Genomic DNA, 25,936 nt, shown 5'->3' on the forward strand with positions numbered 1-25,936 from the left:
CCGTGAGCGCCGAGAAACCGACTGTCATCTACACGCTGACCGACGAAGCGCCGTTGCTGGCGACCTATGCGTTCTTGCCGATCGTGCGGGCGTTTGCCGAACCCGCGGGCATCGAGATCAAGACCAGCGACATCTCCGTGGCCGCCCGGATCCTCGCCGAGTTCCCCGAGGACCTGACCGACGAGCAGCGGGTGGCGGACAACCTCGGCGAACTGGGCCGCCTGACGAAGCAGGCCGACACCAACATCATCAAGCTGCCCAACGTCAGCGCCTCGGTGCCCCAGCTGGTCGCGGCCATCAAGGAATTGCAGGGCAAGGGGTACAAGATCCCCGACTTCCCGCACAATCCAAAGACCGACGAGGAAAAGGAAATTCGCGACGGCTACGCCAAATGCCTTGGTAGCGCCGTCAACCCGGTGCTGCGGCAGGGCAACTCGGACCGCCGCGCGCCCAACGCGGTCAAGGAGTACGCGCGCAAGCACCCGCACAGCATGGGCAAGTGGTCGCAGGCGTCGCGCACGCACGTCGCGACTATGAAGCGCGGCGACTTCTACCACGGCGAGAAGTCCATGACCGTCGACCGCGCCCGCAGCGTGAAGATGGAGCTGAAGACCAAGGGCGGCAAGACGATCGTGCTCAAGCCGACGGTATCGGTGCGCGAGGGCGACATCATCGACAGCATGTTCATGAGCAAGAAGGCGCTCATCGAGTTCTACGAGGAGCAGATCGAGGACGCCTACGAGACCGGCGTGATGTTCTCGCTGCACGTCAAGGCGACGATGATGAAGGTTTCGCACCCCATCGTCTTCGGTCATGCGGTGAAGACCTTCTACAAGGAAGCCTTTGCCAAGCACCAGGCGCTCTTCGACGAACTCGGCGTCAACGTCAACAACGGGCTGTCCGACCTGTACGACAAGATCGAGTCGCTGCCCGCATCGCAGCACGACGAGATCATCCGCGACCTGCACGCCTGCCACGAACACCGTCCGGAGCTGGCGATGGTCGATTCGGCCAAGGGCATCACCAACTTTCATTCGCCCAGCGACGTGATCGTGGATGCGTCGATGCCGGCGATGATCCGCGCCGGCGGCAAGATGTGGGGCGCCGACGGGCGACAGAAGGACACCAAGGCCGTCAACCCCGAATCGACCTTTGCCCGCATCTACCAGGAGATCATCAACTTCTGCAAGACGCACGGCCAGTTCGACCCGACCACGATGGGCACCGTGCCCAACGTCGGCCTGATGGCGCAGCAGGCCGAGGAGTACGGCTCGCACGACAAGACGTTCGAGATTTCCGAGGACGGTGTCGCCGACATCGTCGACCTGGACACCGGGGAAGTCCTGCTGACCCAGAACGTGGAAGCCGGCGACATCTGGCGCATGCCGATCGTCCGCGACGAGCCGATCCGCGACTGGGTCAAGCTGGCCGTCACCCGGGCTCGCAACTCGGGCATGCCCGTGGTGTTCTGGCTCGACCAGGAGCGTCCGCACGAGGCCGAACTGCGCAAGAAGGTCAACACCTATCTGGCCGACCACGACACCGAGGGCCTCGACATCCAGATCATGTCGCAGGAACGAGCCATGCGGCACACGATCGAGCGCGCGATGCGCGGGCAGGACACCATCGCCGCGACCGGCAACATCCTGCGCGACTACCTCACCGATCTGTTCCCCATTCTGGAGCTGGGCACCAGCGCCAAGATGCTGTCCATCGTGCCACTGATGGCCGGCGGCGGAATGTACGAGACCGGGGCGGGCGGTTCGGCGCCCAAGCACGTCCACCAACTGCTCGAGGAGAATCACCTGCGCTGGGACTCCCTAGGTGAATTCCTCGCTCTGGGAGCGTGTTTCGACGACCTCGGGATCAAGACCAACAACGAGCGCGCCAAGATCCTGGGCAAGACGCTCGATGCCGCGATCGGCACGCTGCTGGACAACAACAAGAGCCCGTCGCGTAAGACCGGTGAACTCGACAACCGCGGCAGCCAGTTCTATCTGGCGCTGTACTGGGCCACCGAACTCGCCAAGCAGAAGGACGACGAGGAGTTGGCCGAGCACTTCGCCCCGCTGGCCGAGGCGCTGCGCGAGAACGAGGACACCATCGTGGCCGAACTCGAAGCGCAGCAGGGCCAACCGGTCGACATCGGTGGCTACTATCAGCCCGACAACGAGAAGACGACGGCAGTGATGCGGCCGAGCAAGACCTTCAACGAGGCGCTGGCGAATTCCCAGGGTTGACATGTCCAAGGCTGTCAAGATCAAAGTCGAAGGCCCCGTGGTGGAACTCGACGGCGACGAGATGACCCGCGTCATCTGGAAGCTGATCAAGGACATGTTGATCCTGCCCCACCTCGACATCAACCTCGAGTACTACGACCTGGGCATCGAAAACCGCGATCGCACCGACGACCAGGTGACGATCGACGCGGCGTACGCCATCAAGAAGCACGGTGTGGGCGTCAAGTGCGCGACGATCACCCCCGACGAGGCGCGCGTCGCCGAGTTCAACCTGAAGAAGATGTGGCTGTCGCCCAACGGGACGATCCGAAACATCTTGGGCGGAACCATCTTCCGCGAGCCGATCGTGATCTCGAACGTGCCGCGGCTGGTTCCGGGCTGGACGAAGCCGATCGTGATCGGCCGGCACGCATTCGGCGATCAGTACCGGTCGACAAACTTCAAGGTCGAGAAACCCGGAACGGTCGCAATAACTTTCACCCCCGACGACGGCAGCGAGCCGATCGTGCACGAGATGGTGACCATCCCCGAGCACGGCGGCGTCGTGATGGGGATGTACAACTTCAAGGACTCCATCCGCGACTTCGCGCGAGCGTCGTTCGCCTACGGCCTGAACGCCAAGTGGCCGGTGTACCTGTCGACCAAGAACACCATCCTCAAGGCCTACGACGGCATGTTCAAAGACGAGTTCCAGCGTATCTATGACGAGGAGTTCAAGGAGCGCTTCGAAGCCGAGGGCCTGACCTACGAGCACCGCCTGATCGACGACATGGTGGCCGCCTGCCTGAAGTGGGACGGCGGCTACGTCTGGGCGTGCAAGAACTATGACGGGGACGTCCAGTCCGACACCGTCGCGCAGGGCTACGGCTCGCTGGGGCTGATGACGTCGGTGCTGATGACCGCCGACGGCAAGACGGTCGAGGCCGAGGCGGCGCACGGGACCGTCACGCGGCACTACCGGCAGTATCAGGCGGGCAAACCCACGTCGACCAACCCGATAGCCTCGATCTTCGCCTGGACGCGGGGCTTACAGCACCGCGGCAAGCTGGACAACACGCCTGAGGTCATCGAATTCGGCCAGCGGCTGGAGGAGGTCGTCGTCGGCACCGTCGAGAGCGGGAAGATGACCAAGGACCTTGCCATCCTGATCGGTCCCGATCAGAAGTGGCTGCAGAGCGAGGAGTTCCTCGGCGCGATCGCCGACAACCTGGACAAGGCGCTGGCCTGAGCGGGCCAGCCGGGGCCTAGCTGGCCGACGGGTCGACGGCGCGCTGCGGCCGGGCGGCCCGGGCGCATTCGTCGACGAAGTCGGAGATCACGGCGGTGACGCGGTCCGGCGCCTCGAACATCGGAATGTGCCCCACGCCGTCGAGCACCGTGAGCTGGTGGCCTTCCGGGAGGAACTCGGTGAAATGCCGGCTGAACCTGCTCGGCGGCACGACGCGATCCTTCCCGCACAGCACCAGGTGCGAGGGCACCGCCGTGTGCTCCAACTCCACCAACCCGTGCAGCAGCAGCGCCTTGACCAGCAACTGGTAGTAGGCGGGGCAGTGCGAGACGTCGTCGACGATGGCACTCAGTTGGCGTTCACTGACCCCGTCGGGCCGCGCGCTGACCGGCACGCTGCCCAGCTGGCGGCTGAACGGCAGCCGAAGGATCCGTTGACCCAGGAGGCAGGTCAGCAACCAGATCGGCAGCCCGGACAGGAACTTCGCGATGACCTCGAATTTGACCGGGCTCCAGCGCGTCCAGCCGCCCGCCGGCGCGATGCCGGTGACGCTGCGGGCCCGCCCGCGCCGCTCCAGTTCGAAGGCGACCCAGCCGCCCAGCGAGTTGCCGACGATGTGCGCCGTGGCCCAGCCCAGCTCGTCCAGCTGGCGCTCGACGTGATCGGCCAGCACCGCCGAGGACAGCAGCCAGGTACCTGCGCGGGGTCCCCCGTGGTGCCCGGCCATCGTCGGGGCGAAGACCTCGTAACGGCCGGTGTCGGCCAGCTGCTGGGCGACGACCTCCCACACCATCTGCGATATCAGGAAGGGGTGCAGCAGCAGCACCGGCTCTGCGGAGCCATCCGTGGGACCGAGGTGTATCGGCGCGCGAGTGGTCATAGCCCGACATTAAAGGCGGTACCAGCGGTACCGCAAGCAAGGTCGCGGCCGGGCGGCCGACCCGGAAAACATCCGTGAAAAGATCAGGACATCATGAGCACTGCTTCCGGACCCAGCCGGCTTTTCTCCGGCGTACAGCCCACGTCTGATTCGCTTCACCTCGGCAATGCCCTGGGGGCCATCTCTCAGTGGGTGGCATTGCAGGATGACCACGACTCGTTCTTCTGCGTCGTCGACCTGCACGCCATCACCGTCGCTCAGGACCCGGAGGCGCTGCGCCGCCGGACGCTGGTCACCGCGGCCCAGTACCTGGCGCTGGGTATCGACCCCGCCCGCAGCACCGTGTTCGTGCAAAGCCAGGTGCCCGCCCACACCCAGTTGGCGTGGGTGTTGGGCTGCTTCACCGGTTTCGGGCAGGCGTCGCGCATGACGCAGTTCAAGGACAAGTCGCTGCGGCAGGGTAGCGACTCGACCACCGTCGGGTTGTTCACCTACCCCGTGCTGCAGGCGGCCGACGTGCTGGCCTACGACACCGACCTGGTGCCCGTCGGCGAGGACCAACGCCAGCATCTCGAGCTGGCCCGCGACATCGCCGAGCGCTTCAATGCCCGCTTCCCGGACACCTTCGTGGTGCCCGACATGCTGATTCCCAAGGCCACCGCCAAGATCTACGACCTGCAGGATCCGACGTCGAAGATGAGCAAGTCGGCGGCCACCGACGCCGGGTTGATCAACCTGCTCGACGATCCGGCGAAGTCGGCCAAGAAGATTCGGTCGGCCGTGACCGACAGCGAGCGGGAGATCCGGTTCGACACCGTGGCCAAGCCGGGTGTGTCGAATCTGCTGACCATCCAGTCGGCGGTGACCGGTGTCGACGTCGACAAGCTCGTCGACGGCTACGCCGGCCGCGGTTACGGCGACCTGAAAAAGGAGACCGCCGACGCCGTCGTCGAATTCGTGGCCCCGATCAAGGCACGGGTCGACGAATTGACGGCCGATGTCACCGAATTGGAGGCCGTGCTCACGGCTGGAGCCGCGCGTGCCGACGAAGTGGCCGGGAAAACGGTCCAGCGGGTTTACGATCGGCTGGGGTTCCTTCCGCAACGGAGGTAGGACCCCGCTTTCGACATTGGAGCGCCATGGCCGAGCCCGTCAAGCCGGGAATCTTCGATCGACTGCGGGCCCGGTATCGATGGCTGGACCATGTGGTGCGGGCCTATCAGCGCTTCGACGCGCGCAGCGGCGGCTTTTTCGCGGCCGGCATGACGTACTACACGATCTTTGCCCTATTTCCGTTGCTGATGGTCAGTTTCGCGGTGGTCGGTTTCGTCCTGGCCTCCGATCCGCCGCTGCTGGGCACGATCGACGCGCACATCCGGTCGTCGGTCACCGGTGCGCTGAGCGATCAGCTGATCCAGCTGATGAACTCGGCGATCAATGCGCGCGCGTCGGTCGGCGTCATCGGCTTGGCCACCGCGGCCTGGGCGGGGCTGACGTGGATGTCACACCTGCGGGCCGCGGTCACCGAGATGTGGTGCGAGCAGCAGCCGGACTCGGGCGGATTCGTGCGCGGCAAGATCTCCGACGTGATCGCGATGCTCGGGACGTTCGTGGTGACTGTCGCCACCCTTGGCCTCACCACGCTCAGCCACGACGCGCCCATGCGCGCCATCCTGAAATGGTTTGGCATACCAAACCTTTGGGTGTTCGGTGAGCTGTTCCGCGGTATCTCGATATTGGTGTCGCTGCTGGTGTCGTGGACGTTGTTCACCTGGATGATCGGCCGGCTACCGCGGCAGAAGGTCGACCTGGTCTGGTCGATCAAGGCCGGATTGTTGGCGGCGGTGGGCTTCGAGCTGTTCAAGCTGGTGGCCGCGATCTATCTGCGAGAAGTGTTGCGCAGTCCGGCCGGCGCCACGTTCGGGCCGGTGCTGGGATTGATGGTGTTCTCCTATGTCACGGCCTATCTCGTCCTGTTCGCGGCCGCGTGGGCGGCGACCGCCCAGGGCGATTCGCGCGCCAAGTCCGTCGCGCCTCCGGCGCCGGCAATCATCGCCCCGCGGGTGCAGCTGGACGAGGGCCTCAGCGCCCGCCAGGCGCTGACCGCCATGGTGGTGGGAGCCGTTGGGGCGCTGACTTTTTCCCGGCTGACCCGCTGGCTGCGTTAGCGCCAGGCGCCCCGTGTCATGACGGCGCTGACTCGCAAATCCCGGTCCAGGACTACGACGTCGGCCGTGTAGCCGGCGCGGAGCGCGCCAACGCCTTCCAGACCGAGGGCCCGCGCCGGCGTCGCCGAGGTCAGCTGGACGGCGGCGCTCAGCGACGCCTCGGGGTCCGCGCCGAACCCGACCGCGCCGAATTTGACCAGGTTGCGGAACAACCGATCCATGGTGGCCGTGCTGCCGGCGATCGTCGACGTGTCACGCACCCGGGCTACCCCCGACGCCACGTCGACCGGCACAGTGCCCAGCTGGAACGGACCGTCGGCGCAGCCGGCCGCGGCGATCGCGTCGGTGATCGCGGCGACTCGGTGCGGCCCGGCAATCCGGACCACCGCGGCCGCCACCGCCGGGTGCAGGTGCACGCCGTCGGCGATGAGTTCGACGGTGACGCCCGGGTCCTCCAGCAGCGCGAGCACCGGCCCGGGCGCGCGGTGGTCCAGCGGCGGCATCGCGTTGCACAGGTGGGTGCCCACCGAGGCGCCCAGGGCCAGCGCCGCAGCGGTCTGATCGTAGGTCGCGTCGGTATGACCCAGTGCCACAACAACTCCCGCGTCGCGAAGGCGCCGGATCGCCTCGCCGCTGCCGGGATGCTCGGGGGCCAGCGTGACCATCCGGATGGCGCCGCCGCCGGCGACGAGGAGGTCTTCGATCTCGGCGGGATCGGGCTCTCGCAGCTGGGTGGGGTCGTGGGCGCCGCAGCGTGCCCGGCTTAGCCACGGCCCTTCCAGGTGGATGCCCGCGATGGCGCCCCGCCGGGTCGCGTCGGCCAGCGCGCGTACGCCCGCAAGCAGCGGGCCGGGCGCGGCGGTGACTAGGCTGGCCAGCGTCGTGGTGGTGCCGTGGCGCAGGTGGAAGTCCGCGGCCGCGGTGATCTGGCCGGCGTCGACGTGGGAGTCGGTGTAGGAGGCGCCGCCGCCGCCGTGCACATGCATGTCGACAAACCCCGGCACCGCAACGCCTTCGGGAAAATCACTGTCGATCCGACCGGGCGGCGCGCCCGCCCCGCAGGCGACGATGCGTTCGCCGGATGTCTCGAGCCAGCCCGGCCGGCAGACCTGTCCGTCGAGAACCGCGGTGCCCGCGGCGATCAGGGCCACCGTTTCTCCCAACGACCACCGTTTTCCCAGAAGTGCCGGATGTCCTCGAGCTGGCGGCCCTTCGTCTCCGGCGCGTACCGGAAGACGAAGCCGAAGGCGGCCACCGCCAGCAGCCCGAAGACGGCGAAAGTCCCTGTGCCACCGAGCGAATGCAGCATCGTCAGAAAGATCGCGGCGACGATCGCGTTGGCGATCAGGTTGGAGGTCAGCATGGTGCTCGAACCGACGGACCGCAGTCTCGTCGGGAAGCTCTCGCTGGCGTACACCCAGCCCAGCGAGCCGAAACCCATGGTATAGCCGAAGATGAACAGCACGATGCCGGCGAACCCGAGGAGCGCGCCGCCGCCCCGCGCGAACACCACCATCAGCACCGCGTCGGCGGCGATCATCATCGCGATGCCGGACAACAGGACCGGGCGCCGACCGATCCGGTCGACCAGCATCAGTGCGGCGCCCACCGCCGCCAGGCCGGCGACCTGAACCAGCGCCGGCAATCCCAGCAGTGCGAAGTTGCCGGTGAAGCCCATGGCTTCGAAAATTCGCGGGCTGTAGTAGATGATCGCGTTGATGCCAGTGATCTGGAGCAGAAAGCCGAGCGTGATCACGAAGGCGGTGGCCCGAAGGTACGGCATTCGCAGCATCTCGGAGATGCGGCCTGTGGAACCGGGGGAGCCTTCGCGCACCGCGCGGGCGATCTCGGCAAGCTCCGCATCGGCGTTCGCGGCGGGCTCCACGCGCAGCAGCGCGGCGCGGGCCTCGTCGATTCGCCCCTTGAGCAGGTACCAGCGCGCCGTGTCGGGCAGCCGAATCACCAACGGAATGAACAGCACTGCCGGAACGGCCGCCAGCCCGAACATCCATCGCCACGCGTGTGCGCCGGCCAGTAGGTATCCGGTGACGTAGCCGACGATGAGGCCGCTGACGATCGCCAGTTGATAGGCTGTCAGCAGCGCGCCACGCACCGCCGCCGGGGCCGACTCGGCGATGTACACCGGGACGACCACCACCATCACACCGATCGTCACGCCCAGCAGCAGCCGCGCCGCCAGCAGCATCGGCAGCCCGACCGAAAGCCCGTCCAGCAGCGCGAATATCGCGTAGGCGACCAGGATCAGCAGCACCGACTTCTTGCGCCCGGCAGCATTGGCCAGCACGCCGGCACCCAGCGCCCCGGCGATCTGGCCGATCACGACCATCGTCGTGAGCAGCTCTTGCTGCGCCGTAGTGAGCCCGAAGTCCTCGGTGACGAACAGTTGGGCGCCGGCGATGATGGACAGGTCGTAGCCGTAGATCAGGCCGACGCTGGCGCCGGTGAGCCCCACCCGTGATGAACCGCTCGGCTGACCGGTCTCAGTCATTCGGGTGAGTCTAGTGAAGCGGTGTCCGCCGATCGGGGGACACGCAATTCCACCCGGAGTGTCCGATCGGAGGATGTTATTGAGTCGTGACCGGCCATAAATTCTTTTGTTATGGCCAGCATCTCGGTCCCCACCCCCGCGGCGCAGCCGAACACGTTCCGGCGCCTGCTTTCGCAGGGCAGCTTCTATACCGCCGGGATGCAGCTGAGCAATGGCGCAGTGGTGCTGCCGTTCATCTGCGCACATCAGGGTCTGACCTGGGTGGCCGCCCTGCTCTGGCCGGCTTTCAGCCTCGGTGACATCGTCGGAAACACGGTGTCGCCGGCGGTGCTGCAGCGGACCGGTCACCGGCGGCACCAGCTGCTGGCCGCGATAGCCGCGAGCGTGGCGGCGCTGGTCGTGTGCGACGCGGTGATTCCCTGGAATGGCGCCCTCGTCGCGGCGGTGTTCATGCTGACCTGCGCGGCGGTCGGAGTGCTCCTCGGGATCTCCGGTGTCGCCTATCCCGACATGGTTTCCAGCAAGCTGTCCGCGGCGCGGCGCGGCGAGCTGGTCCTGTTCCAGGGCGCCATCGGGTCGGTGCTGGCGACCGTCGTCACGCTGTTCGTCGTGCCGATGCTGTCCCACGGCAACGAGATGACGTACCGCCGCGACCTGCTCTGGCTGGGCGCGGCCGGGCTGGGCGCGTCGGCCGTCGTGGCTCTGTTCATCGGCCCGATGCGGTCCACCTCGGTTCCCGCCCGGGCGAAGATGCGCGACACCTATCGGCAGGGCTTCGCGATCGCCCGCACGCAGCCCTGGTTTCGCCGATACGCGATCGCGTGCCTGCTGTTCGCTCCGGTCACCCTGGGCACCACCTTCTATGCGCTGCGCACCGCCCACCACAGCGGCAGCTTGCACGTGCTGGTGATCCTGTCCAGCATCGGACTGGTCTTCGGCTCGCCGCTGTGGCGCTGCGTCTATCGCGGCTTCGGGGTGCGCGGCATGCTGCTCGGCAGTGCCCTGCTCAGTGTCGCCGCCGCCACGCTGACTCTCGCGGCCGAGTCGTCCGGCCAGTGGTACCACATGTGGGCTTACGGCACGGTGTTCCTCCTGGCGACGGTGGCTGGCCAGGCCGTCTTCGCCGCGGCGATTTCGTGGATCAGCGTGGCGGCCGCCGAGCCGCACCGCGGCACCCTGATCGCGTTCAGCTCGACGCTGGTTGCTGTCGAATCCATGGTGCTGGCGGGTTGGCTCGACGGTATCGCGCAGAACCATTCCACGGTCTGGCCGGACATCGTGGTGTTGGTCCTGGCCATCGGCGCGGCCCTCGCTTCGCTGAGCGCACCCGGATCCGCTAGGGCCGCAACGTCTCCGGTGACTTTTCGGCCGGCGCCAGCAACAGTGCGCGTACCAAACGACGCGGTCCTGACGGCCTAAGCATGCGACTGGCCGGGCGCGGGCGCACCCGCTGCGGCCACCAGAACCAACGTCCGAGCAACGCGGCGATCGACGGTGTCATGAACGAGCGCACGATCAGGGTGTCGAAGAGCAGGCCCAAGCCGATGGTTGTGCCGATTTGGCCGATGATCCGCAGATCGCTGAACACGAACAGAGACATCGTCACCGCGAACACCATGCCGGCGGCCGTCACCACCCCTCCGGTGCCCGCCATCGCGCGGATGATCCCCGTATTCAAACCGGCGCCGATTTCCTCTTTGAGCCGGGAGATCAGCAACAGGTTGTAGTCCGATCCCACGGCCAGCAGCAGGATCACCGACATCGCCAGCACCAGCCAATACAGGTCGATACCGAGGATGTTCTGCCAGAGCAGCACGGACAGGCCGAAGGACGAGCCCAAGGACAGCAGCACCGTCCCCACGATGACGCCTGCGGCGATCAGGCTTCGGGTGACGATCATCATGATGATCAGGATCAGGCTGATCGCCGCGACCCCGGCGATCAGCAGATCGTAGAAGGCGCCCTCCTGGATGTCCCGATAGGTCGACGCGGTGCCGCCCATGGAGATCGCGGCGCCCTGCAACGGCGTCCCCTTGATTGCCTCTCTGGCGGCGAGCTGGATCGGCTCGACGCGGGCGATTCCCTCGGGCGTCGACGGATCTCCCTCGAGGGCGATGATGAAGCGGGCCGCCTTGCCGTCCGGGGACAGAAACATCTTCAGGCCCCGTTTGAAATCCGGGTTTTCGAACGCCGACTGCGGCAGATAGAACGAGTCGTCGACCTGCGCGGCGTCGAACACACGGCCCATGGCGCCGGGGTCCTTGCTGTTGCGCTCCTGCTCCTTGTAGAAGGACGACAGCGTGCCGTGCCACACGACGGCGGTGTCGCGCATGATCGTCATCGTCGAAATCATCGGCAGCATCTGCGCGCGCATCTCGGGCAGGAGCCGGATGAGGACGTCCATGTCCTTGACCAGAAGTTCCAACTTCTCGCTCAGCTGATCGATGCCGTCGAAGGTGTCGAATATCGATCTGATCGCCCAGCAAACGGGGATGTCGTAGCAATGCTTTTCCCAGTAGAAGTAACTACGCACCGGACCCAGAAAGTCGGACAGGTCCGACAGGTGGTCGCGTATCGAGTCGGTGATGTTGGACATGCCATGCGTGAGGTGATCCATATCGACGGTGTTGTCGACGATTTCGCCCATGAGCGCATACATGTGGTTCATCGTGTCGATGGAGACATTCATCGCATGAATCTGCACCAGCATGTCGTCCAGCCGGTCTTTCATGAATTCCATCTGTTCGGCCTGATAGATGCCTTGGGCGCTGATGATGAATGGAATCGACGTATGCTTGATCGCTGTTCCCATCGGCCGGGTTATCGATTTCACCAGCGCGATTCCGGGGCTGTGGAAGATGGCCTTTGCCACCTTGTCGAGCACCAGCATGTCGACCGGGGTGCGCATGTCATGGTCGGACTCGATCAACAGCACATCGGGGTTCAGCCGGGCCTGCGCGAAATGTCGGCCCGCGGCCGCATCCCCGACGACGGCCGGCATGCTGGCCGGCACGAATCTGCGCAGATCGTACGTCGTCCGGTAACTCGGCAACGCCAGCAGTCCGACGAACGCCACCACGCAGGTGGCCGCGAGTACCGGGCCGGGCCAGCGAACGATGGCGGTGCCTACCCGGCGCCACCGCCGCGTCGCCATCTTTCGCCTGGGTTCGAAGAACCTGAAGAAGCTGGCGACCGTCAGCACCGCCGGTCCGAGCGTGAGCGCCGCCAGGACAGCAACCAACATGCCCGCCGCGCAGGGCGGCCCGAGCGAATTGAAGTAGGGCAGCCTGGCGAAGCTGAGGCAATACATGGCACCGGCAATGGTCAGGCCGGAGCCCAGAATCACATGCGCGGTCCCGTGAAACATGCTGTAGAACGCGGCTTCTCGGTCCTGGCCGGCGTAGCGCGCCTCGTGATAGCGGCCGAGTAGGAATATCGCGTAGTCCGTGCTTGCGGCGATGGCCAGCAGCGTGAGCAGATTGACCGCGAAGGTCGAAAGCCCGAAGACGTTGTGGTAGGCGAGAAACGAGACGACGCCGCGAATCGCGCCGAGCTCGATCCCGACCATGACGAGGATGAGGAGCATGGTCACGACGGACCGGTAGATGAAGAGCAACATCACCGCAATCACCACGCCGGTGATCAGCGTGACCCTCGCGATGCTCTTGTCCCCGGCCTGCGATTGGTCGGCGATCAGCGCCGTCGAACCGGTCACATACGCCTTGATCCCGCGCGGCGCCGGCGTCGTGTCGACGATATGCCGCACCGCGTAGACCGCGTTGTAGGCGTCTGTTTCGTTCTTGCCGGCCAGATACACCACGACATAGGCGGCCTTGTCATCCGCGCTCTGCGATCCCGTCGCGGTCAGCGGATCGCTCCAAAAATCCTGGATGTGCGCGACGTGCTTGGTGTCGGCCGAAAGCCGTTGCAGCAGTTCGCTATAGAAGCGGTGGGCGTCGTCGCCGAGCGGTTTGTCGTCTTCCAGCACGATGGTGGCCGCATTGATGGAGCCGAACTCGCCGAACACCTGGCCCATGCGTTTCATCGCCTGCAGCGAGGCGCCGCCCTTCGGGCTCATCGAAACCGAGTGCGCCTTCCCGACCGCCTCCAGCTGCGGGATGGCGAGGTTGAGGACGGCGGTGAGCCCCAGCCACAGCACGACGATGGGCACCGCGAACCGGCGGATCGTCCGGGGCAGGGCCGCGCTCATCCGGCCGACACCTGACAGATGGCCAGGGCTTTGGGCCCGGTCTGCGATTGCTCGTCTTTGACCGCTCCGTTCACCGCGATTCGGCAACCGATGATGTCGCCGTTGCTCTGCGCCAACAGATTGACAGAAATCGATGTCAGCGTCGTCGTCACCGTTTGCGCCCACGGGAGGGGAATATCGTCCAGACGTTGCACCCTGGCGTCGGGGTCCAAATAGGCGATCCTTGCGGTCGCGGCGGGGCCGAAAACCTCGTACGTGACGCGTTTGGGGTCGAATAGCGGAACATCGCGATCGGCCTTGGCCCGGACAACGGGGTGGCCGTGCACGCCGAACATGCCATGCAGACGGTAGATGCCGAACGCGGCAACACCGGCGATAACAATCACGGCCAGCAGCAACCACATTCGTTTCACGATTCGGGTGACCGAAACCATCGTTACCCCCGCGTTTGTCACCGGGTCGCAAAACAATTGGCCATTTGGTTGCGTTGGCGAGATCGACGGTACCGTCAATGCGCTAAAGCATCGAGGGTTTTCGGCTAATTGTTATATGGCTGGCTATATGGCGCGACGGTTCATCGAGCGCGCGGCCATGATCAAACCGAACACGATGATGGTGCCGATGACGCCGACCCCGACGCGCACCGGCAGCGCCTTGGCCGCCGGGATCAGGTTCGCGGCCGCGGCGGCGCCGGGCTTGTCGGCCGCGTTGTCCGGCTTGGTCACCAGCGACGGATCCGGCGCGATCAGCGCGCCCACCTGGGTACCCTGCGCGGTGGAAAACCCGTAGTCCAGCAGGTGTGCAGCCTGCTCCCAGGGGGCGATCGGCTGCCGGGTTCCGTGCAGCAGCACGGCCACCAGGCGGCGTCCGTCGTGGTTGGCTGCGCCCACGAAGGTCTGGCCGGCGTCGTCGGTGTAGCCCGTCTTGCCGCCCATCGCGCCCGGATACTTGTAGAGCAGCTGGTTGTCGTTCTCCAGCTCGTAGCCGGGGTGATCGCCGTGGCCGGGGAAGTCGAAGGTCTTCGTCGCGACGATGCCGGCGAAAGTCGGGTTCTGCCAGGCGTATCGGTAGAACAGGCCGATGTCGTAGGCCGAGGTGCTCATGCCGGGCCCGTCGAGACCGGACGGGGTGGCCACCCGGGTGTCACGCCCGCCGAGTTTGGCGGCGAGCACGTTGATCTTCTCCAGCGCCTGCTGCATCCCGCCGAGCTGCATCGCCAGCGCATGCGCCGCGTCGTTGCCCGAGTGCATCAGCAGCCCGTGTAGCAGCTGGTTGACGGTGTAAGTTCCACCGTCGTCCACCCCGACCTTGGTGCCCTCGGCGGCGGCGTCGTCGGCGGTTCCGACCACTGACTTGTTGAGCGGCAGCGCGTTCAGCGACGCCATCGCGACGAGCACCTTGATGACGCTGGCGGGGCGGTGCCGGGCGTGTGGGTCGCGGGCGGCGATGACGGCGCCGCTGTCCAGGTCGGCCACCACCCAGGCCTCGGCGGAAACGTCGTTCGGCACCGGCGGGGTGCCGGGCGCGGTGATGACGCCGCAGCCGGACAGTGCCTCGCCGCCCACCGGTTTCGGCGGCACGGCCAGCGGGATGGGGGCGTCGCCGGCCTGGGGTACCTCCGACGAGTCCACCGCGGGCGGAGTGTTCACCTGATACGGGCAATTCTGCGGTCCCGCACTCGGGCCGGGGTTGGGCTCGGCGCCCGCGCCCGGCACCCCGAGCGTGATCGGGGCAGCGATCATAAAAGCGGTCGCTGCCAGGCATGATGCGGAACGTAGGAAGCTCATGGTGAGTGCAGACTAGGCGATTGCGCGCCCGATTCGCGGGAGCCGCGCTGTGACTGGTGGGGCACAAGTTGCGAACACGGCCTGCGCGCGCGGCGGCGGTCTTCAGCCCTTACACTGGCGGCTATTCCGAAAATTCGAGTGTGGTCAACGGGTCCCAAGGGGCTCGCCAAGAATCCAAGGTCGCTGGATCAACTGGTCAAGCAGGCCGAGAAGGCGACCCAGGTGCGGCGGGCCGGGACCGCGCAGGTGCTGGCCGAACTCAAGGCGCTCCGCGAGACGACGCACGAGCCCGAGCTGCAGTCCGCGCTCGCCTGGCTGTGCAACGCGCTGACGCGGCTGGCCAATAACTCATCGGCGGCGCATTCCCGGGAGGTCTTGATGGCCGCCGACGCGGTGAAGCGGGCCGCCGGCTAGAGCCCGGTGGCCGCCAGGTCCGCGTAGGCGACGGCCGGGAAGCCGATCGTGCCCAGCCATAGCCTGCCGGCCGCCTCGACCAGCCCGGTCACCGAACCGAAGTCCGGATGCTGGGTGCGCAGGCCGGCGACGGCCGCGCCGCTGTCCGGGTCGAACGCGACCGCCCAGACCTCGGGCTTGATCCGCGGCTGCAGCCGCTCGGGCAGGCGCCACACCACCTGGCGGATGATCGGCGACCGCGGGAACAGCGCTTCCAGCGTCGGGTTGGCCTCGGTGACCAGCGCGGCCCAGATGCGGCCACCGGCACCCGTGCACAGGTTGTCGGGCATGCCGGGCAGGTGCGCCGCCAGCGGTGTCACCGATCCGGCCTGTGGCCCGGTCAGCCAGTACTTCGACAGCCGGCGCGCCTGGGTCTCGGCGAATACCAGCGCCGAGCCGTCGGCCGTCGGCGTCACCCCGTTGGCGAAGTACAGTCCGTCGACCAGCGTGTTGACGGCGCCGTCGGCGCCGAGCCGGTACAGGCCGCCGGTGGCGCGTGCCTCCACGATCGGGGCGGTGAAGTGCTCGAAATGGAAGTCAGTCGTCGACTCGGTGAAATAGATTGTGCCATCTAATGTTTCGGTGACATTCGAGCAGAACTTGAGTCGCCGGCCGTCGACCGATTCGACGAGCACGTCCAGTTTGCCGCTCGCCGGGTCGAGGGTGAGCAACCCGCGGTGGCTGTCGCAGATCAGGACCCGGCCGTCGCGGGCGGCGTGCAGGCCGAGCGGGCGTCCGCCGGTGTCGGCGACCACCGAGGCCACGCCGCTGTCGGGTGCGATCCGCACGATGCGCCCGTCCTCGAGGCCCGTCCACAACTGGCCGTACGGGTCGACGACGACGTCCTCGGGGCCGTTGCCGGGCAGCGGGACGACCGTGATGTTGGGGGCCGGCACGTCCGGCAGCGGGTCGATCGGTGGCGGCTGCCACCGGACCGGGTGGATGCGTGGTTTGCGCGCCATCCCTGGACCTTAGATGCGCGCCTGGCTCTCCGAAAGCACTCCGCGCAGGATCGACTCGATGGTGTCGAACTCGGCCTGACCGCTGATCAGCGGCGGCGCCAGCTGGACGACGGAGTCGCCGCGGTCGTCGGTGCGGCAGTACAGCCCGGCCTCGAACAGCGCCGACGACACGTGGCCGAGCAGCGCCCGGCGTTCGTCGTCGGTGAAGGTCTGCTTGGTCGCCTTGTCCTTGACCAGTTCGATGCCGTAGAAGAACCCCTCGCCGCGCACGTCGCCGACGAGGGGCAAGTCGTGCAGCTTCTCCAGGGCGGCGCGTAAGCGCGGCGCCTGGGTCTTGACGTGGTCGTTGAGCCCCTCGCGTTCGAAGATGTCGAGGTTGGCCAGCGCGACGGCAGCCGAAACCGGGTGTCCGCCAAAGGTATACCCGTGCGGGAACATCGTGGCGCCGTCTTTGAACGGCTCGAACAGCCGCTCACTGGCGATCATCGCGCCGATCGGCGAGTAGCCCGACGTCATGCCCTTGGCGCAGGTGATCATGTCGGGCACGTAGCCCATGTCCTTACACGCGAACATCGACCCGATCCGCCCGAAGGCGCAGATCACCTCGTCGGAGACCAGCAACACGTCGTAGGCATCGCAGATCTCGCGGACCCGCTCGAAATAGCCCGGGGGAGCGGGGATGCTGCCGCCGGCGTTTTGCACCGGCTCCAAGAACACCGCGGCCACGGTGTCGGGTCCTTCGAACTCGATGGCCTCGGCGACCCGGTCGGCGGCCCACTGCCCGAACGCTTTGACGTCGGTGTCGAACGGCTCGGGCGCGCGATAGAAATTGGTGTTGGGCACCCGGAAGCCGCCCGGCGTCACCGGTTCGAAGGGCGCCTTGAAACGCGGCAGGCCGGTGATCGCCAGCGCACCCTGAGTGGTGCCGTGATAGGCGATGGCTCGCGAAATCACCTTGTGCTTACCGGGTTTGCCGGTGAGCTTGAAGTACTGCTTGGCCACCTTCCAGGCGGTCTCGACGGCCTCGGTGCCGCCGCTGGTGAAGAACACCCGGTTCAGGTCGCCCGGCGCGTAGTGGGCCAGACGCTCGGCTAGCTCGATCGCGGCCGGGGTGGCGTATCCCCACAGCGGGAAGAACGCCAGGGTGCCGGCCTGGCGGGCGGCGGCCTCCGCCAGCTCGGCACGGCCGTGACCGACCTGCACGGTGAACAGCCCCGACAGTCCGTCCAGGTAGCTGCGGCCGTGGTCGTCGAAGATGGTGACGCCCTCGCCGCGCACGATGACCGGCGGCGTGAAGTCCGGCCCGTGCCGGGTGAAGTGAAGCCAGAGATGTTCGGTCATGTTGTCAGCGAGCCTAGCCCGGCTAGGCTTTCTTCATGACCTCAACGCAGGTCAGCGAGTTCGAAGCGCTGCGACCGCATCTGTTGGCGGTGGCCTACCGGCTGACCGGCACCGTGGCCGACGCCGAGGACATCGTCCAGGAGGCGTGGCTGCGCTGGCAGACCCAGACCAAGGCGATCGCCGATCTTCGGGCCTGGCTGACGACCGTGGTGAGCCGGCTCGGGCTGGACAAGCTGCGGTCGGCGGCGCACCGCCGCGAGACCTATACCGGCAACTGGTTGCCCGAGCCGGTGGTGACCGGCCTGTCACCTTCTCAGGGCGCCGATCCGCTGGCGGCCGTGGTGGCCCGCGAGGACGCCCGGTTCGCGGTGATGGTGGTGTTGGAGCGATTGTCGCCCGATCAGCGGGTCGCGTTCGTGTTGCACGACGGGTTCTCGGTGCCGTTCGCGGAAGTCGCCGAGGTGCTGGGAATCAACGAGGCGGCGGCCCGGCAGCTGGCCTCGCGGGCCCGTAAGGCCGTCGCGCAGGAGGCTCCGACGCACCCCGATCCGTCGCACAACGAGGTGGTCGGCAAGTTGATGGCCGCGATGGCCGCCGGCGACATGCCGGGCGTGATTGCGCTGCTGCACCCAGACGTGATGCTGACCGGCGATGCGAATGGCAAGGCGCCCACGGCAATCAACGTCATGCACGGTGCGGACAAGGTGGCCCGATTCCTGTTCGGGTTGGCCTCGCGCTACGGCCCGGCGATGTTCACCTCCTACGAACTGGGGCTGGTCAACGGCGAACTGGGCGCCTATTCGGCCGGCACGCCCGGCACCGAGGTCTATCGCGAGATGATGCCGCGGATCATGGCCTTGACGGTGTGCGACGGAAAGGTCCGCGCCCTATGGGATGTCGCCAACCCCGAGAAATTCACGGGTTCCCCGCTGCGTTCCGGTTAGGCACTCGCGGCGACCCGCCGCCAGCCCACGGGATGCGGCACGCGTCACCGGAATTGAAGCCCTGCTCGGTGATGCCCAGCGCGGAGTTCATCCGGGCCCGCATGTTCTCCAGCCCGATCTGGTAGGTCAGCTCGATCACGCCCGCCTCGCCGAAGCGCGCCTTCAGGTCGGCGATCTGCTGGTCGGTCACCGTGTGCGGGTCGGTCGTCATCGCGTCGGCGTAGGCGATGGCCGCACGCTCGTCGTCGCTGAAAGCCGTTGAAGCGGAATAGTTGTCGATATCCGCCAGGCGCTGGATGTCGAGGCCGTCGAGGCGTTGCAGCATGCAGCCGAAGTCGACGCACCACGAGCAGCCGATCGAGCGCGCGGTCCAGTACACCGCCAGCTCGCGCACGCTGACCGGCAGCGTCCGCGACGCCCGCTCGGCCATGGTCTCGTGCAAGGCGCCGGCGATCAACAGACCGCGATGGTGCGCGGCAACGGCGAACGGTTCCGGGACCTGGCCGTAGCGCCGCTTGGCGAGGCGGTACATGACCCGGGTCAGCAGGCCGGTGCGCGCCGGGGGCAGGGGTTCGATGCGTGTTTTCACTGTCATGCCCTGCTGACGAGACAGGCCCGGAAAGTGTGACGGGCGGCTTTGAGAATCCGCCAAGGCCGCGGCCGCAGGGTGGCGTTCATGACCAGCTACACCGGCCTTACCGACCTGCCGCGCCGCGACGACCGCCGCCCGGAATACCGGACCGAGGTTCTGGGGGCCGACGCACGACTGGATCAGACGCGGCTGCGGACCGCGATCGAGGCGGTCTTCGCCGCTCACCCGGCGCTGGGCACCATGTTCGAACCGTTCCTCGACAAGTGGGCGACGCGTCCGGGTGGCGCCTGGGGCTGGGCGATCGAGCCGCCGGGCGCCACGGTCGCCGACGCGATCTCGCGGCAACGCGCGAGCTTCGACATGCGCACCGGCCGCTTGTTCGCGGTGTCACTGCTGCCCGGTGCCCGCGACCGGCTGGTGCTCACCGCCAGTTCTCTCGCCGCCGACCGGGCGGCCTGGCAGCAGGTGGTCGACGACATGACGACGGCCTATGACCACGGCGTGCTGACCCGCGAAAGCTAGCGGACGAACATCGGAGCGAGCTCCGCGTTGGTAGCATCCAGGCACCACTTCGTGCGCGCAGAGGAGGCTTGGCGATGGCCGGGGTGGATGGCGAGGTCTTCGGGCGCTACCGTCTGCTCGAGTTGCTTCGAGAGGGCGACTCGGGCGCGGTGTATCGCGCCCACGACACGACGATGAATCGCGAAGTCGCCATCAAGGTGCTTCCGCCCGAGTTGGCCGCCAAGCCCGGCCGTCAGGAGCGGTTCCGGCGTGAGATCTCCATCGCGGCCCGACTGAACAATCCGAACATCATCCCGATCTACGAGACCGGTGAGATCGACGGGCGGCTCTATCTGACCATGCCCTTGCTGGCCGACGGCGTCACCCTGCAGGAATTGCTCCGCGATGGGCCACTGCGTCCGATGGTGGCCGCCCAGGTGATCGTGCAGGCCAGCACGGCGCTGGAAGCCGCCCACTCCTCTGGGCTGGTGCACGGCGATTTGAAGCCGTCAAACATGTTGGTGGGCGGCGCATTTGTCTACCTGACCGATTTCGGAGCCGGCGGCGGCGACACCGTCGATCCCCGCGCTGACATCTACGCCCTCACCGCCGTGCTCTACGAGTGTCTGACCGGCCGGCCTGCCCCTGAACCTGCCACTGTCGCAGAGCATGGGCCGCCGAAGCTCACTGACGTCGATGCGGCGATTCCGGTGGAATTCGACGAGGTGATTCGCCGCGGCATGGCCGACAATCCCGATGACCGCTATCAAACGGTCCGCGAGTTGGCCATCGCCGTGCACGACGCTGTCATGCCCGGTGCCACGGTTTTGATCCCGGTGTCGCCAAAAGAAGTGGAGTTCGGTCGTTTTCGGCTTTTCGAGAAGCTCGGTCAGGGCAATATGGGCGCGGTGTTCCGGGCCCACGACACCGCGATGGGCCGGGATGTCGCCATCAAGTTGCTGCAGCCGGAATTTGCCGCCGAACCGGGTTTTCAGGAGCGGTTTCGCCGGGAAGCCTATGCGGCGGGCCGGCTGGCCAGCCCGAACATCATCCCGATCTACGAGACCGGTGAGATCGACGGTCGGCTGTATCTGGTGATGCCGATAGTCAACGGTGTCGATCTCAAAGAGGCGCTTCGCCGTGACGGACCGATGAGTCCGGAGCGGGCGGTGCGGATTGTCGAGCAGGTTGCCGCGGCGCTAGAGGCGGCGCACCGGTCCGGGCTGGTGCACCGCGATGTGAAGCCGTCGAACTTGTTGATGGTCGGCGACGACTTCGTGTACTTGATCGATTTCGGACTCGTGCACGAGGCCAGCGCCGCTCGCGTCACGCTCACCAACGTCGTCCCGGGAAGCCCGGCGTACATGGCCCCCGAGCGTTTCGACGCCGCGACTACCGCCGACGCTCGTGGCGATGTGTACTCACTGGCCGTCGTGCTGTTCGAGTGCCTCACCGGCCGGGTGCCGTTCAGCGGTGGCGGGGTGGAAGGGGTGGCCGCGGCCCATCGCACCGACGAGCCGCCCAGACCCAGCAGCGTCGACCCCGCGATACCCGTCGGGTTCGACGCGGTGATCGCGCGGGGCATGGCGAAGGAACCGGTGGACCGCTACCAGTCGGCAACCGAACTGGCCGCGGCTGCCCGCGCGGCCCTCACCGAGGTTTCCGCCGCCATCCCGGAGGACCACGCGAGCCGGGACACCGTACCCACGGTCCCGTCGCCGCCGCCCACCCCACGACAGGGGCGTGGCCGCGCCCGCGTTCTGACCATCGCCGCGGTCGCTGTGGTCGTGGTAGTCGCCGTCATCACGTCCTTGCGCCTCACCAACCAATTCCCGTTCCCGTCGGCGAAAGCGCGGGGTCAGATCGTGCTGCCGTTCAGCGGTTTGAACAATCCGAAGGAGATCGCTGTCGACGCCAAGGGAGACGTCTACGTCACCGACAGCGGTAACAACCGATTACTGAAGCTGGCCGCGGGCTCCACCAGCCAGACGGTGGTACCGCTGGCCGGCCTGGACGGTCCCGAGGACATAGCGGTCGACGACGTGGGTGACTTGGCGGTCACCGAGCCCGCGCGACACCGGGTGCTGCAGCTGGCGGCCGGGTCGACCAACCCCACGGTGCTGGGTTTCACCGATCTCGGGGAACCCACGGGCGTGGCGATCGATCTGCGCGAGCACGGCCCCCGAGGTCGACAAGACCGCGCCGTTGTTGTCGCCGATGCCACGCACAACCGGGTGGTGGAGCTGCTCGCGCAGTCGACCCAGGAGACGGAGCTGCCGTTCACCGGCCTGGCGTGTCCCTCGGCCGTGGCGGTGGATGGCGACGGCGCTCTGTTCGTCATAGATCGGGACAACGAGCGGGTGCTGAAACTGCCGTGGAAGGCGACGGTTCCCAGCGTGCTGCCTTTCGTGGTCGGGCACCCGGAGGATGTGGCCGTCGACAGCAGCGGAGACGTGTACGTGACCGAGAGCCACGGTAATCGAGTCACGAAGTTTGTCACGGCATCCAACTCGTCGGAAACCCTGCCGTTCAACGGAGTCAACCATCCCCAGGGCATCAGCGTCGACAACGCCGGGAATGTCTACGTCGTCGACTCGGGCAACAACCGCGTGTTGAAGCTCCCGCCCGGTTAGCGCGAGAACATCAGCGCGCGCTTGACCTCTTGGATCGCCTTGGTGACCTGGATGCCGCGCGGGCAGGATTCCGTGCAGTTGAACGTCGTTCGGCACCGCCACACGCCGTCGACCTCGTTGAGAATGTCGAGACGCTCGCCTGCGGCCTCGTCGCGGCTGTCGAAGATGAACCGGTGCGCGTTGACGATCGCCGCCGGGCCGTAATAACTGCCCTCGTGCCAGAAGATCGGACAGCTGGTGGTGCAGCATGCGCACAGGATGCATTTGGTGGTGTCGTCGTAGCGGGCGCGGTCGGCCGGGCTTTGTATCCGCTCCCGCGTCGGCGGATTGCCGGTGGTGATCAGGTACGGCTTCACCGCCCGGTACGCGTCGAAGAACGGCTCCATGTCGACCACCAGGTCCTTCTCGACGGGCAGCCCGCGGATCGGTTCGACCGTGATGGTCAGTTGCTTGCCCTTCTTCTCGGGCAGCAGGTCACGCATCAGCACCTTGCAGGCGAGCCGGTTGACCCCGTTGATACGCATGGCATCCGACCCGCACACCCCGTGTGCACAGGATCGACGAAAGGTGAGTGTGCCGTCCAGGTAGCCCTTGATGTAGATGAGCAGGTTGAGCAGCCGATCACTGGGCAAGCAGGGAACCCGAAAGCTCTGCCAACCACCGGTTTTCGAGAACGCATCCGGGTCGTCGGGGTTAAACCGGGCGATCTTGACGGTCACCATCACCGCACCGTCCGGAATCGGCGGCAGCGGCGGGTCCAGGGTCTCGGGCTCGGTGTCGGCGGTCATCAGTACTTCCGCTCCTTGGGTTCGTAGCGGGTCTGCACCACGGGTTTGAAGTCGAGGGTGATGTCGCTGAGCAGATCGGTGCCCTGCTTATCGGCCCCAATTTCCTTGTAGGCCATGGTGTGGCGCATGTAGTTGACGTCATCCCGGTTCGGGTAGTCCTCGCGGGCATGGCCGCCGCGGGACTCCTTGCGGTTGAGCGCGCCGACGACGGTGACCTCGGCCAGCTCCAGCAGGAAGCCCAGCTCGATGGCTTCCAGCAGGTCGCTGTTGAAACGTTTGCCCTTGTCGTGCACCGTGATTCGCGAGTAGCGCTCCTTGAGGGCGTGGATGTCGGTGAGCGCCTGCTTGAGTGTCTCCTCGGTGCGGAACACCGCGGCGTTGTTGTCCATCGTCCGCTGCAGCGCCCCGCGGATGTCGGCGACGCGCTCGTTGCCCTGCTCGCTCAGGATGTCGGCCACCCAGCCGACCACCATCGCCTCCGGTTCCGGTGGCATGTCGACGAAGTCGTGGCTCTGGGCGTAGCCGGCAGCCGCGATGCCGGCGCGGCGGCCGAACACGTTGATGTCGAGCAGCGAGTTGGTGCCCAGCCGATTGGCGCCGTGTACCGACACGCACGCGCACTCGCCGGCCGCGTACAGGCCCGGCACCGTGGAAGTGTTGTCCCGCAACACTTGTCCGGTGACCGTCGTCGGGATGCCGCCCATCACGTAATGACAGGTGGGATAGACGGGCACCAGCTCGTGCACCGGGTCGACGCCCAGGTAGGTGCGGGCGAACTCGGTGATGTCGGGCAGCTTGGCCTCCAGCACGTCCTCGCCCAGGTGGCGGACGTCGATGTAGACGTAGTCTTTGTCGGGGCCGGCGCCGCGTCCCTCCAGGACTTCCAAAACCATCGAGCGGGCGACGATGTCGCGCGGTGCCAGGTCGACGATCGTCGGGGCGTAGCGCTCCATGAACCGCTCGCCCTCGCCATTGAGCAGCCGGCCGCCCTCGCCGCGCACGGCCTCGGAGATCAGGATGCCCAGGCCGGCCAGGCCGGTTGGGTGGAACTGGTGAAACTCCATGTCCTCCAAGGGAAGTCCCTTACGGAAGACAATGCCGATGCCGTCGCCGGTGAGCGTGTGCGCGTTGGAGGTGGTCTTGTACATCCGGCCGGAGCCGCCGGTCGCGAGCACCACGGCCTTGGCGTGGAAGACGTGGATCTGCCCGGTGGCCAGCTCGTAGGCCACCACGCCGGTGGCGACGGGGCCGGTCGGGGTCTGGGTGAGCACCAGGTCCAGCGCATAGAACTCGTTGAAGAACTCCACGTCGTGCTTGACGCAGTTCTGGTAGAGCGTCTGCAGGATCATGTGGCCGGTGCGGTCCGCGGCGTAGCAGGCCCGGCGGACCGGGGCCTTGCCGTGGTCGCGGGTGTGGCCGCCGAAGCGGCGCTGGTCGATGCGGCCTTCCGGGGTGCGGTTGAACGGCATCCCCATCTTCTCCAGGTCGAGGACGGCGTCGATGGCCTCCTTGCACATGATCTCGACGGCATCCTGGTCGGCGAGGTAGTCGCCGCCCTTGACGGTGTCGAAAGTGTGCCATTCCCAGTTGTCGTCCTCGACGTTGGCCAGCGCAGCGCACATGCCGCCCTGCGCGGCGCCGGTGTGGCTGCGGGTGGGGTAGAGCTTGGTCAGCACCGCGGTGCGGACCCGTGGACCGGCCTCGACGGCCGCGCGCATGCCGGCCCCGCCGGCGCCGACGATCACCACGTCATAGCGGTGGTGCTGGATCACGGGGTAAGCCTCCCTCCCATCAGGAAATGTTCGGGTCGAAGGTCAGCAGCACGTAGGTACCCAGCACCAGCGTGAATCCCATCGACAACAGCAGCACGCTGTTGAGCCAGAACCGGGTGCTGTCCTTGCGGCTGTAGTCGTCGATGATGGTGCGCAGGCCGTTGCCGCCGTGCAGTTGCGCCAGCCACAGCAGCGCCAGATCCCAGAATTGCCAGAACGGCGAGGCCCACCGCTGCGCGACGTAGTTGAAGTCGATGCGGTAAACGCCGTTATCCCATATCAGCATGATGAACAGGTGCCCGATCGCCAGGACCAGCAGGGCGACGCCGGAGAACCGCATGAACAGCCACGCGAATTTCTCGAAGTTCGGGATGCCCGCGCGCCGGCGCGGCGAGCGGGGATTGTCGAGGCTGGCCGGGCGGTCGTGGCTGCGTTGTCTGACCGGGGCGACATCGCCGCGACCGAGCTGAAGGTCGGGGGTGCTCATCGGAAGTGCTCCCACATATGGACGCCGATCACCACGCCGGCCGGGACTATCAGCAACAGGAACACGGTGCCGACGATCCAGAACATCAGGCGCTGGTAGCGGGGGCCCTGCGACCAGAAGTCGATCAGGATGACTCGGACGCCGTTGAGGCCGTGGAAGAGAACCGCGGCGACCAAGCCGTACTCCATCAGGCCGACGATCGGCGTCTGATAGTCGTGGATCACCGAGTTGTAGAGCTGCGGGCTGACCCGCAGCATCGCGGCGTCCAGGACGTGGACGAAGAGGAAGAAAAAGATGGTGGCCCCGCTGATGCGATGCAGTACCCACGACCACATCGCGGGATCTCCCCGGTACAGGGTCCGGGGGGGTCGCCGCTTGCTAGCGGTCGTCGCCTGCGTGCTCAACCAGTCCTCACCGCCTTTGTGGAAGCTAAAGCCGGGC

General features: G+C 66.7%; 22 protein-coding genes. 9 read left to right on the forward strand and 13 right to left on the reverse strand.

Annotated elements, in window-relative coordinates:
* The first annotated feature begins 2 nt into the window (after window positions 1–2).
* Window positions 3–2,240 (forward strand): NADP-dependent isocitrate dehydrogenase, encoded by a 2,238-nt coding sequence (locus MSG_RS05375; protein WP_096437719.1) that lies wholly within the window; start codon window positions 3–5, stop codon window positions 2,238–2,240.
* A 1-nt stretch (window position 2,241) separates the two neighbouring features.
* Window positions 2,242–3,468 carry an NADP-dependent isocitrate dehydrogenase gene (locus MSG_RS05380; protein ID WP_096437721.1) on the forward strand — a complete coding sequence of 409 codons (1,227 nt, stop codon included), beginning with the start codon at window positions 2,242–2,244 and terminating at the stop codon, window positions 3,466–3,468.
* A gap of 16 nt (window positions 3,469–3,484) precedes the next feature.
* Here MSG_RS05380 and MSG_RS05385 read toward each other — a convergent pair whose 3' ends face one another.
* Window positions 3,485–4,291 carry an alpha/beta fold hydrolase gene (locus tag MSG_RS05385; RefSeq protein WP_181159153.1) on the reverse strand — a complete coding sequence of 269 codons (807 nt, stop codon included), beginning with the start codon at window positions 4,289–4,291 and terminating at the stop codon, window positions 3,485–3,487.
* Window positions 4,292–4,441: 150 nt separating this feature from the next.
* Between MSG_RS05385 and trpS the strand changes: the two genes are divergently transcribed.
* Both trpS and yhjD read left to right on the forward strand, forming a co-directional pair.
* On the forward strand, window positions 4,442–5,461 hold the full coding sequence (trpS, locus tag MSG_RS05390; protein ID WP_096437725.1) for a tryptophan--tRNA ligase: 1,020 nt from the start codon (window positions 4,442–4,444) through the stop codon (window positions 5,459–5,461).
* A gap of 26 nt (window positions 5,462–5,487) precedes the next feature.
* Complete coding sequence (yhjD, locus tag MSG_RS05395) at window positions 5,488–6,516, forward strand: inner membrane protein YhjD (RefSeq protein WP_096437726.1); 1,029 nt, start codon at window positions 5,488–5,490, stop codon at window positions 6,514–6,516.
* On the opposite strand, the gene nagA is transcribed toward yhjD, so the two are convergent.
* Together nagA and MSG_RS05405 are read right to left on the reverse strand one after the other, a co-directional pair.
* A complete protein-coding gene (gene nagA / locus MSG_RS05400; RefSeq protein ID WP_096437728.1) occupies window positions 6,513–7,667 on the reverse strand; it encodes an N-acetylglucosamine-6-phosphate deacetylase in 1,155 nt (384 codons plus the stop codon). The two genes, yhjD and nagA, sit on opposite strands and share 4 nt — an antisense overlap.
* Window positions 7,658–9,025, reverse strand: coding sequence for a sugar porter family MFS transporter (locus MSG_RS05405; RefSeq protein WP_096437729.1), 1,368 nt, complete (start codon window positions 9,023–9,025; stop codon window positions 7,658–7,660). The genes nagA and MSG_RS05405 overlap by 10 nt, the downstream gene beginning before the upstream one ends.
* A gap of 111 nt (window positions 9,026–9,136) precedes the next feature.
* On the opposite strand from MSG_RS05405, the gene MSG_RS05410 reads away from it, so the two are divergent.
* Entirely contained in the window at window positions 9,137–10,444 is a 1,308-nt protein-coding gene (locus MSG_RS05410; RefSeq protein WP_096437731.1) for a hypothetical protein, read from the forward strand.
* Here the strand turns inward: MSG_RS05410 and MSG_RS05415 are convergent.
* The 3 genes from MSG_RS05415 to MSG_RS05425 all read right to left on the reverse strand — a co-directional run bounded on the left by MSG_RS05415 (window position 10,362) and on the right by MSG_RS05425 (window position 15,022).
* Window positions 10,362–13,235 carry an MMPL/RND family transporter gene (locus MSG_RS05415; protein ID WP_096437733.1) on the reverse strand — a complete coding sequence of 958 codons (2,874 nt, stop codon included), beginning with the start codon at window positions 13,233–13,235 and terminating at the stop codon, window positions 10,362–10,364. The two genes, MSG_RS05410 and MSG_RS05415, sit on opposite strands and share 83 nt — an antisense overlap.
* Entirely contained in the window at window positions 13,232–13,669 is a 438-nt protein-coding gene (locus MSG_RS05420; RefSeq protein ID WP_096437735.1) for an MmpS family transport accessory protein, read from the reverse strand. The genes MSG_RS05415 and MSG_RS05420 overlap by 4 nt, the downstream gene beginning before the upstream one ends.
* A gap of 123 nt (window positions 13,670–13,792) precedes the next feature.
* Window positions 13,793–15,022 (reverse strand): D-alanyl-D-alanine carboxypeptidase family protein, encoded by a 1,230-nt coding sequence (locus MSG_RS05425; RefSeq protein WP_096437737.1) that lies wholly within the window; start codon window positions 15,020–15,022, stop codon window positions 13,793–13,795.
* Between the two features lie 183 nt (window positions 15,023–15,205).
* Here MSG_RS05425 and MSG_RS05430 point away from each other — a divergent pair, with 183 nt between their 5' ends.
* Complete coding sequence (locus MSG_RS05430; RefSeq protein ID WP_181159154.1) at window positions 15,206–15,436, forward strand: hypothetical protein; 231 nt, start codon at window positions 15,206–15,208, stop codon at window positions 15,434–15,436.
* Here MSG_RS05430 and MSG_RS05435 read toward each other — a convergent pair.
* Both MSG_RS05435 and MSG_RS05440 read right to left on the reverse strand, forming a co-directional pair.
* Complete coding sequence (locus tag MSG_RS05435) at window positions 15,433–16,437, reverse strand: SMP-30/gluconolactonase/LRE family protein (protein WP_096437741.1); 1,005 nt, start codon at window positions 16,435–16,437, stop codon at window positions 15,433–15,435. The genes MSG_RS05430 and MSG_RS05435 overlap by 4 nt on opposite strands.
* A 9-nt stretch (window positions 16,438–16,446) precedes the next feature.
* A complete protein-coding gene (locus tag MSG_RS05440) occupies window positions 16,447–17,778 on the reverse strand; it encodes an aspartate aminotransferase family protein (protein WP_096437743.1) in 1,332 nt (443 codons plus the stop codon).
* A gap of 35 nt (window positions 17,779–17,813) precedes the next feature.
* On the opposite strand from MSG_RS05440, the gene MSG_RS05445 reads away from it, so the two are divergent.
* On the forward strand, window positions 17,814–18,722 hold the full coding sequence (locus tag MSG_RS05445; RefSeq protein ID WP_096437745.1) for a sigma-70 family RNA polymerase sigma factor: 909 nt from the start codon (window positions 17,814–17,816) through the stop codon (window positions 18,720–18,722).
* Here the strand turns inward: MSG_RS05445 and MSG_RS05450 are convergent.
* Window positions 18,694–19,317: a carboxymuconolactone decarboxylase family protein gene (locus MSG_RS05450; protein WP_096437747.1), complete on the reverse strand. Its 624-nt coding sequence runs from the start codon at window positions 19,315–19,317 to the stop codon at window positions 18,694–18,696. The two genes, MSG_RS05445 and MSG_RS05450, sit on opposite strands and share 29 nt — an antisense overlap.
* Window positions 19,318–19,398: 81 nt before the next feature.
* Here MSG_RS05450 and MSG_RS25460 point away from each other — a divergent pair, with 81 nt between their 5' ends.
* Both MSG_RS25460 and MSG_RS05460 read left to right on the forward strand, forming a co-directional pair.
* Entirely contained in the window at window positions 19,399–19,836 is a 438-nt protein-coding gene (locus MSG_RS25460) for a condensation domain-containing protein (RefSeq protein ID WP_096444102.1), read from the forward strand.
* Window positions 19,837–19,910: 74 nt separating this feature from the next.
* Complete coding sequence (locus MSG_RS05460; RefSeq protein WP_096437749.1) at window positions 19,911–22,448, forward strand: serine/threonine-protein kinase PknD; 2,538 nt, start codon at window positions 19,911–19,913, stop codon at window positions 22,446–22,448.
* Here the strand turns inward: MSG_RS05460 and MSG_RS05465 are convergent.
* Genes MSG_RS05465 through sdhC form a run of 4 tightly spaced genes read right to left on the reverse strand, consistent with a single transcriptional unit; the run spans window position 22,445 to window position 25,830 of the window.
* Entirely contained in the window at window positions 22,445–23,236 is a 792-nt protein-coding gene (locus MSG_RS05465) for a succinate dehydrogenase iron-sulfur subunit (protein ID WP_096437751.1), read from the reverse strand. The genes MSG_RS05460 and MSG_RS05465 overlap by 4 nt on opposite strands.
* Entirely contained in the window at window positions 23,236–25,008 is a 1,773-nt protein-coding gene (gene sdhA, locus MSG_RS05470) for a succinate dehydrogenase flavoprotein subunit (protein ID WP_096437753.1), read from the reverse strand. Before sdhA ends, MSG_RS05465 begins: the two co-directional genes overlap by 1 nt.
* A gap of 19 nt (window positions 25,009–25,027) precedes the next feature.
* Window positions 25,028–25,495 (reverse strand): succinate dehydrogenase hydrophobic membrane anchor subunit, encoded by a 468-nt coding sequence (locus MSG_RS05475; RefSeq protein WP_096437755.1) that lies wholly within the window; start codon window positions 25,493–25,495, stop codon window positions 25,028–25,030.
* The gene (sdhC, locus tag MSG_RS05480; protein WP_232011163.1) at window positions 25,492–25,830 is read right to left on the reverse strand and encodes a succinate dehydrogenase, cytochrome b556 subunit; all 339 of its coding nucleotides are present in this window, start codon (window positions 25,828–25,830) and stop codon (window positions 25,492–25,494) included. Before sdhC ends, MSG_RS05475 begins: the two co-directional genes overlap by 4 nt.
* Window positions 25,831–25,936 lie beyond the last annotated feature (106 nt).

It is taken from the genome of Mycobacterium shigaense, from assembly GCF_002356315.1.
In the GTDB taxonomy this organism is placed as follows: Bacteria; Actinomycetota; Actinomycetes; order Mycobacteriales; family Mycobacteriaceae; genus Mycobacterium; species Mycobacterium shigaense.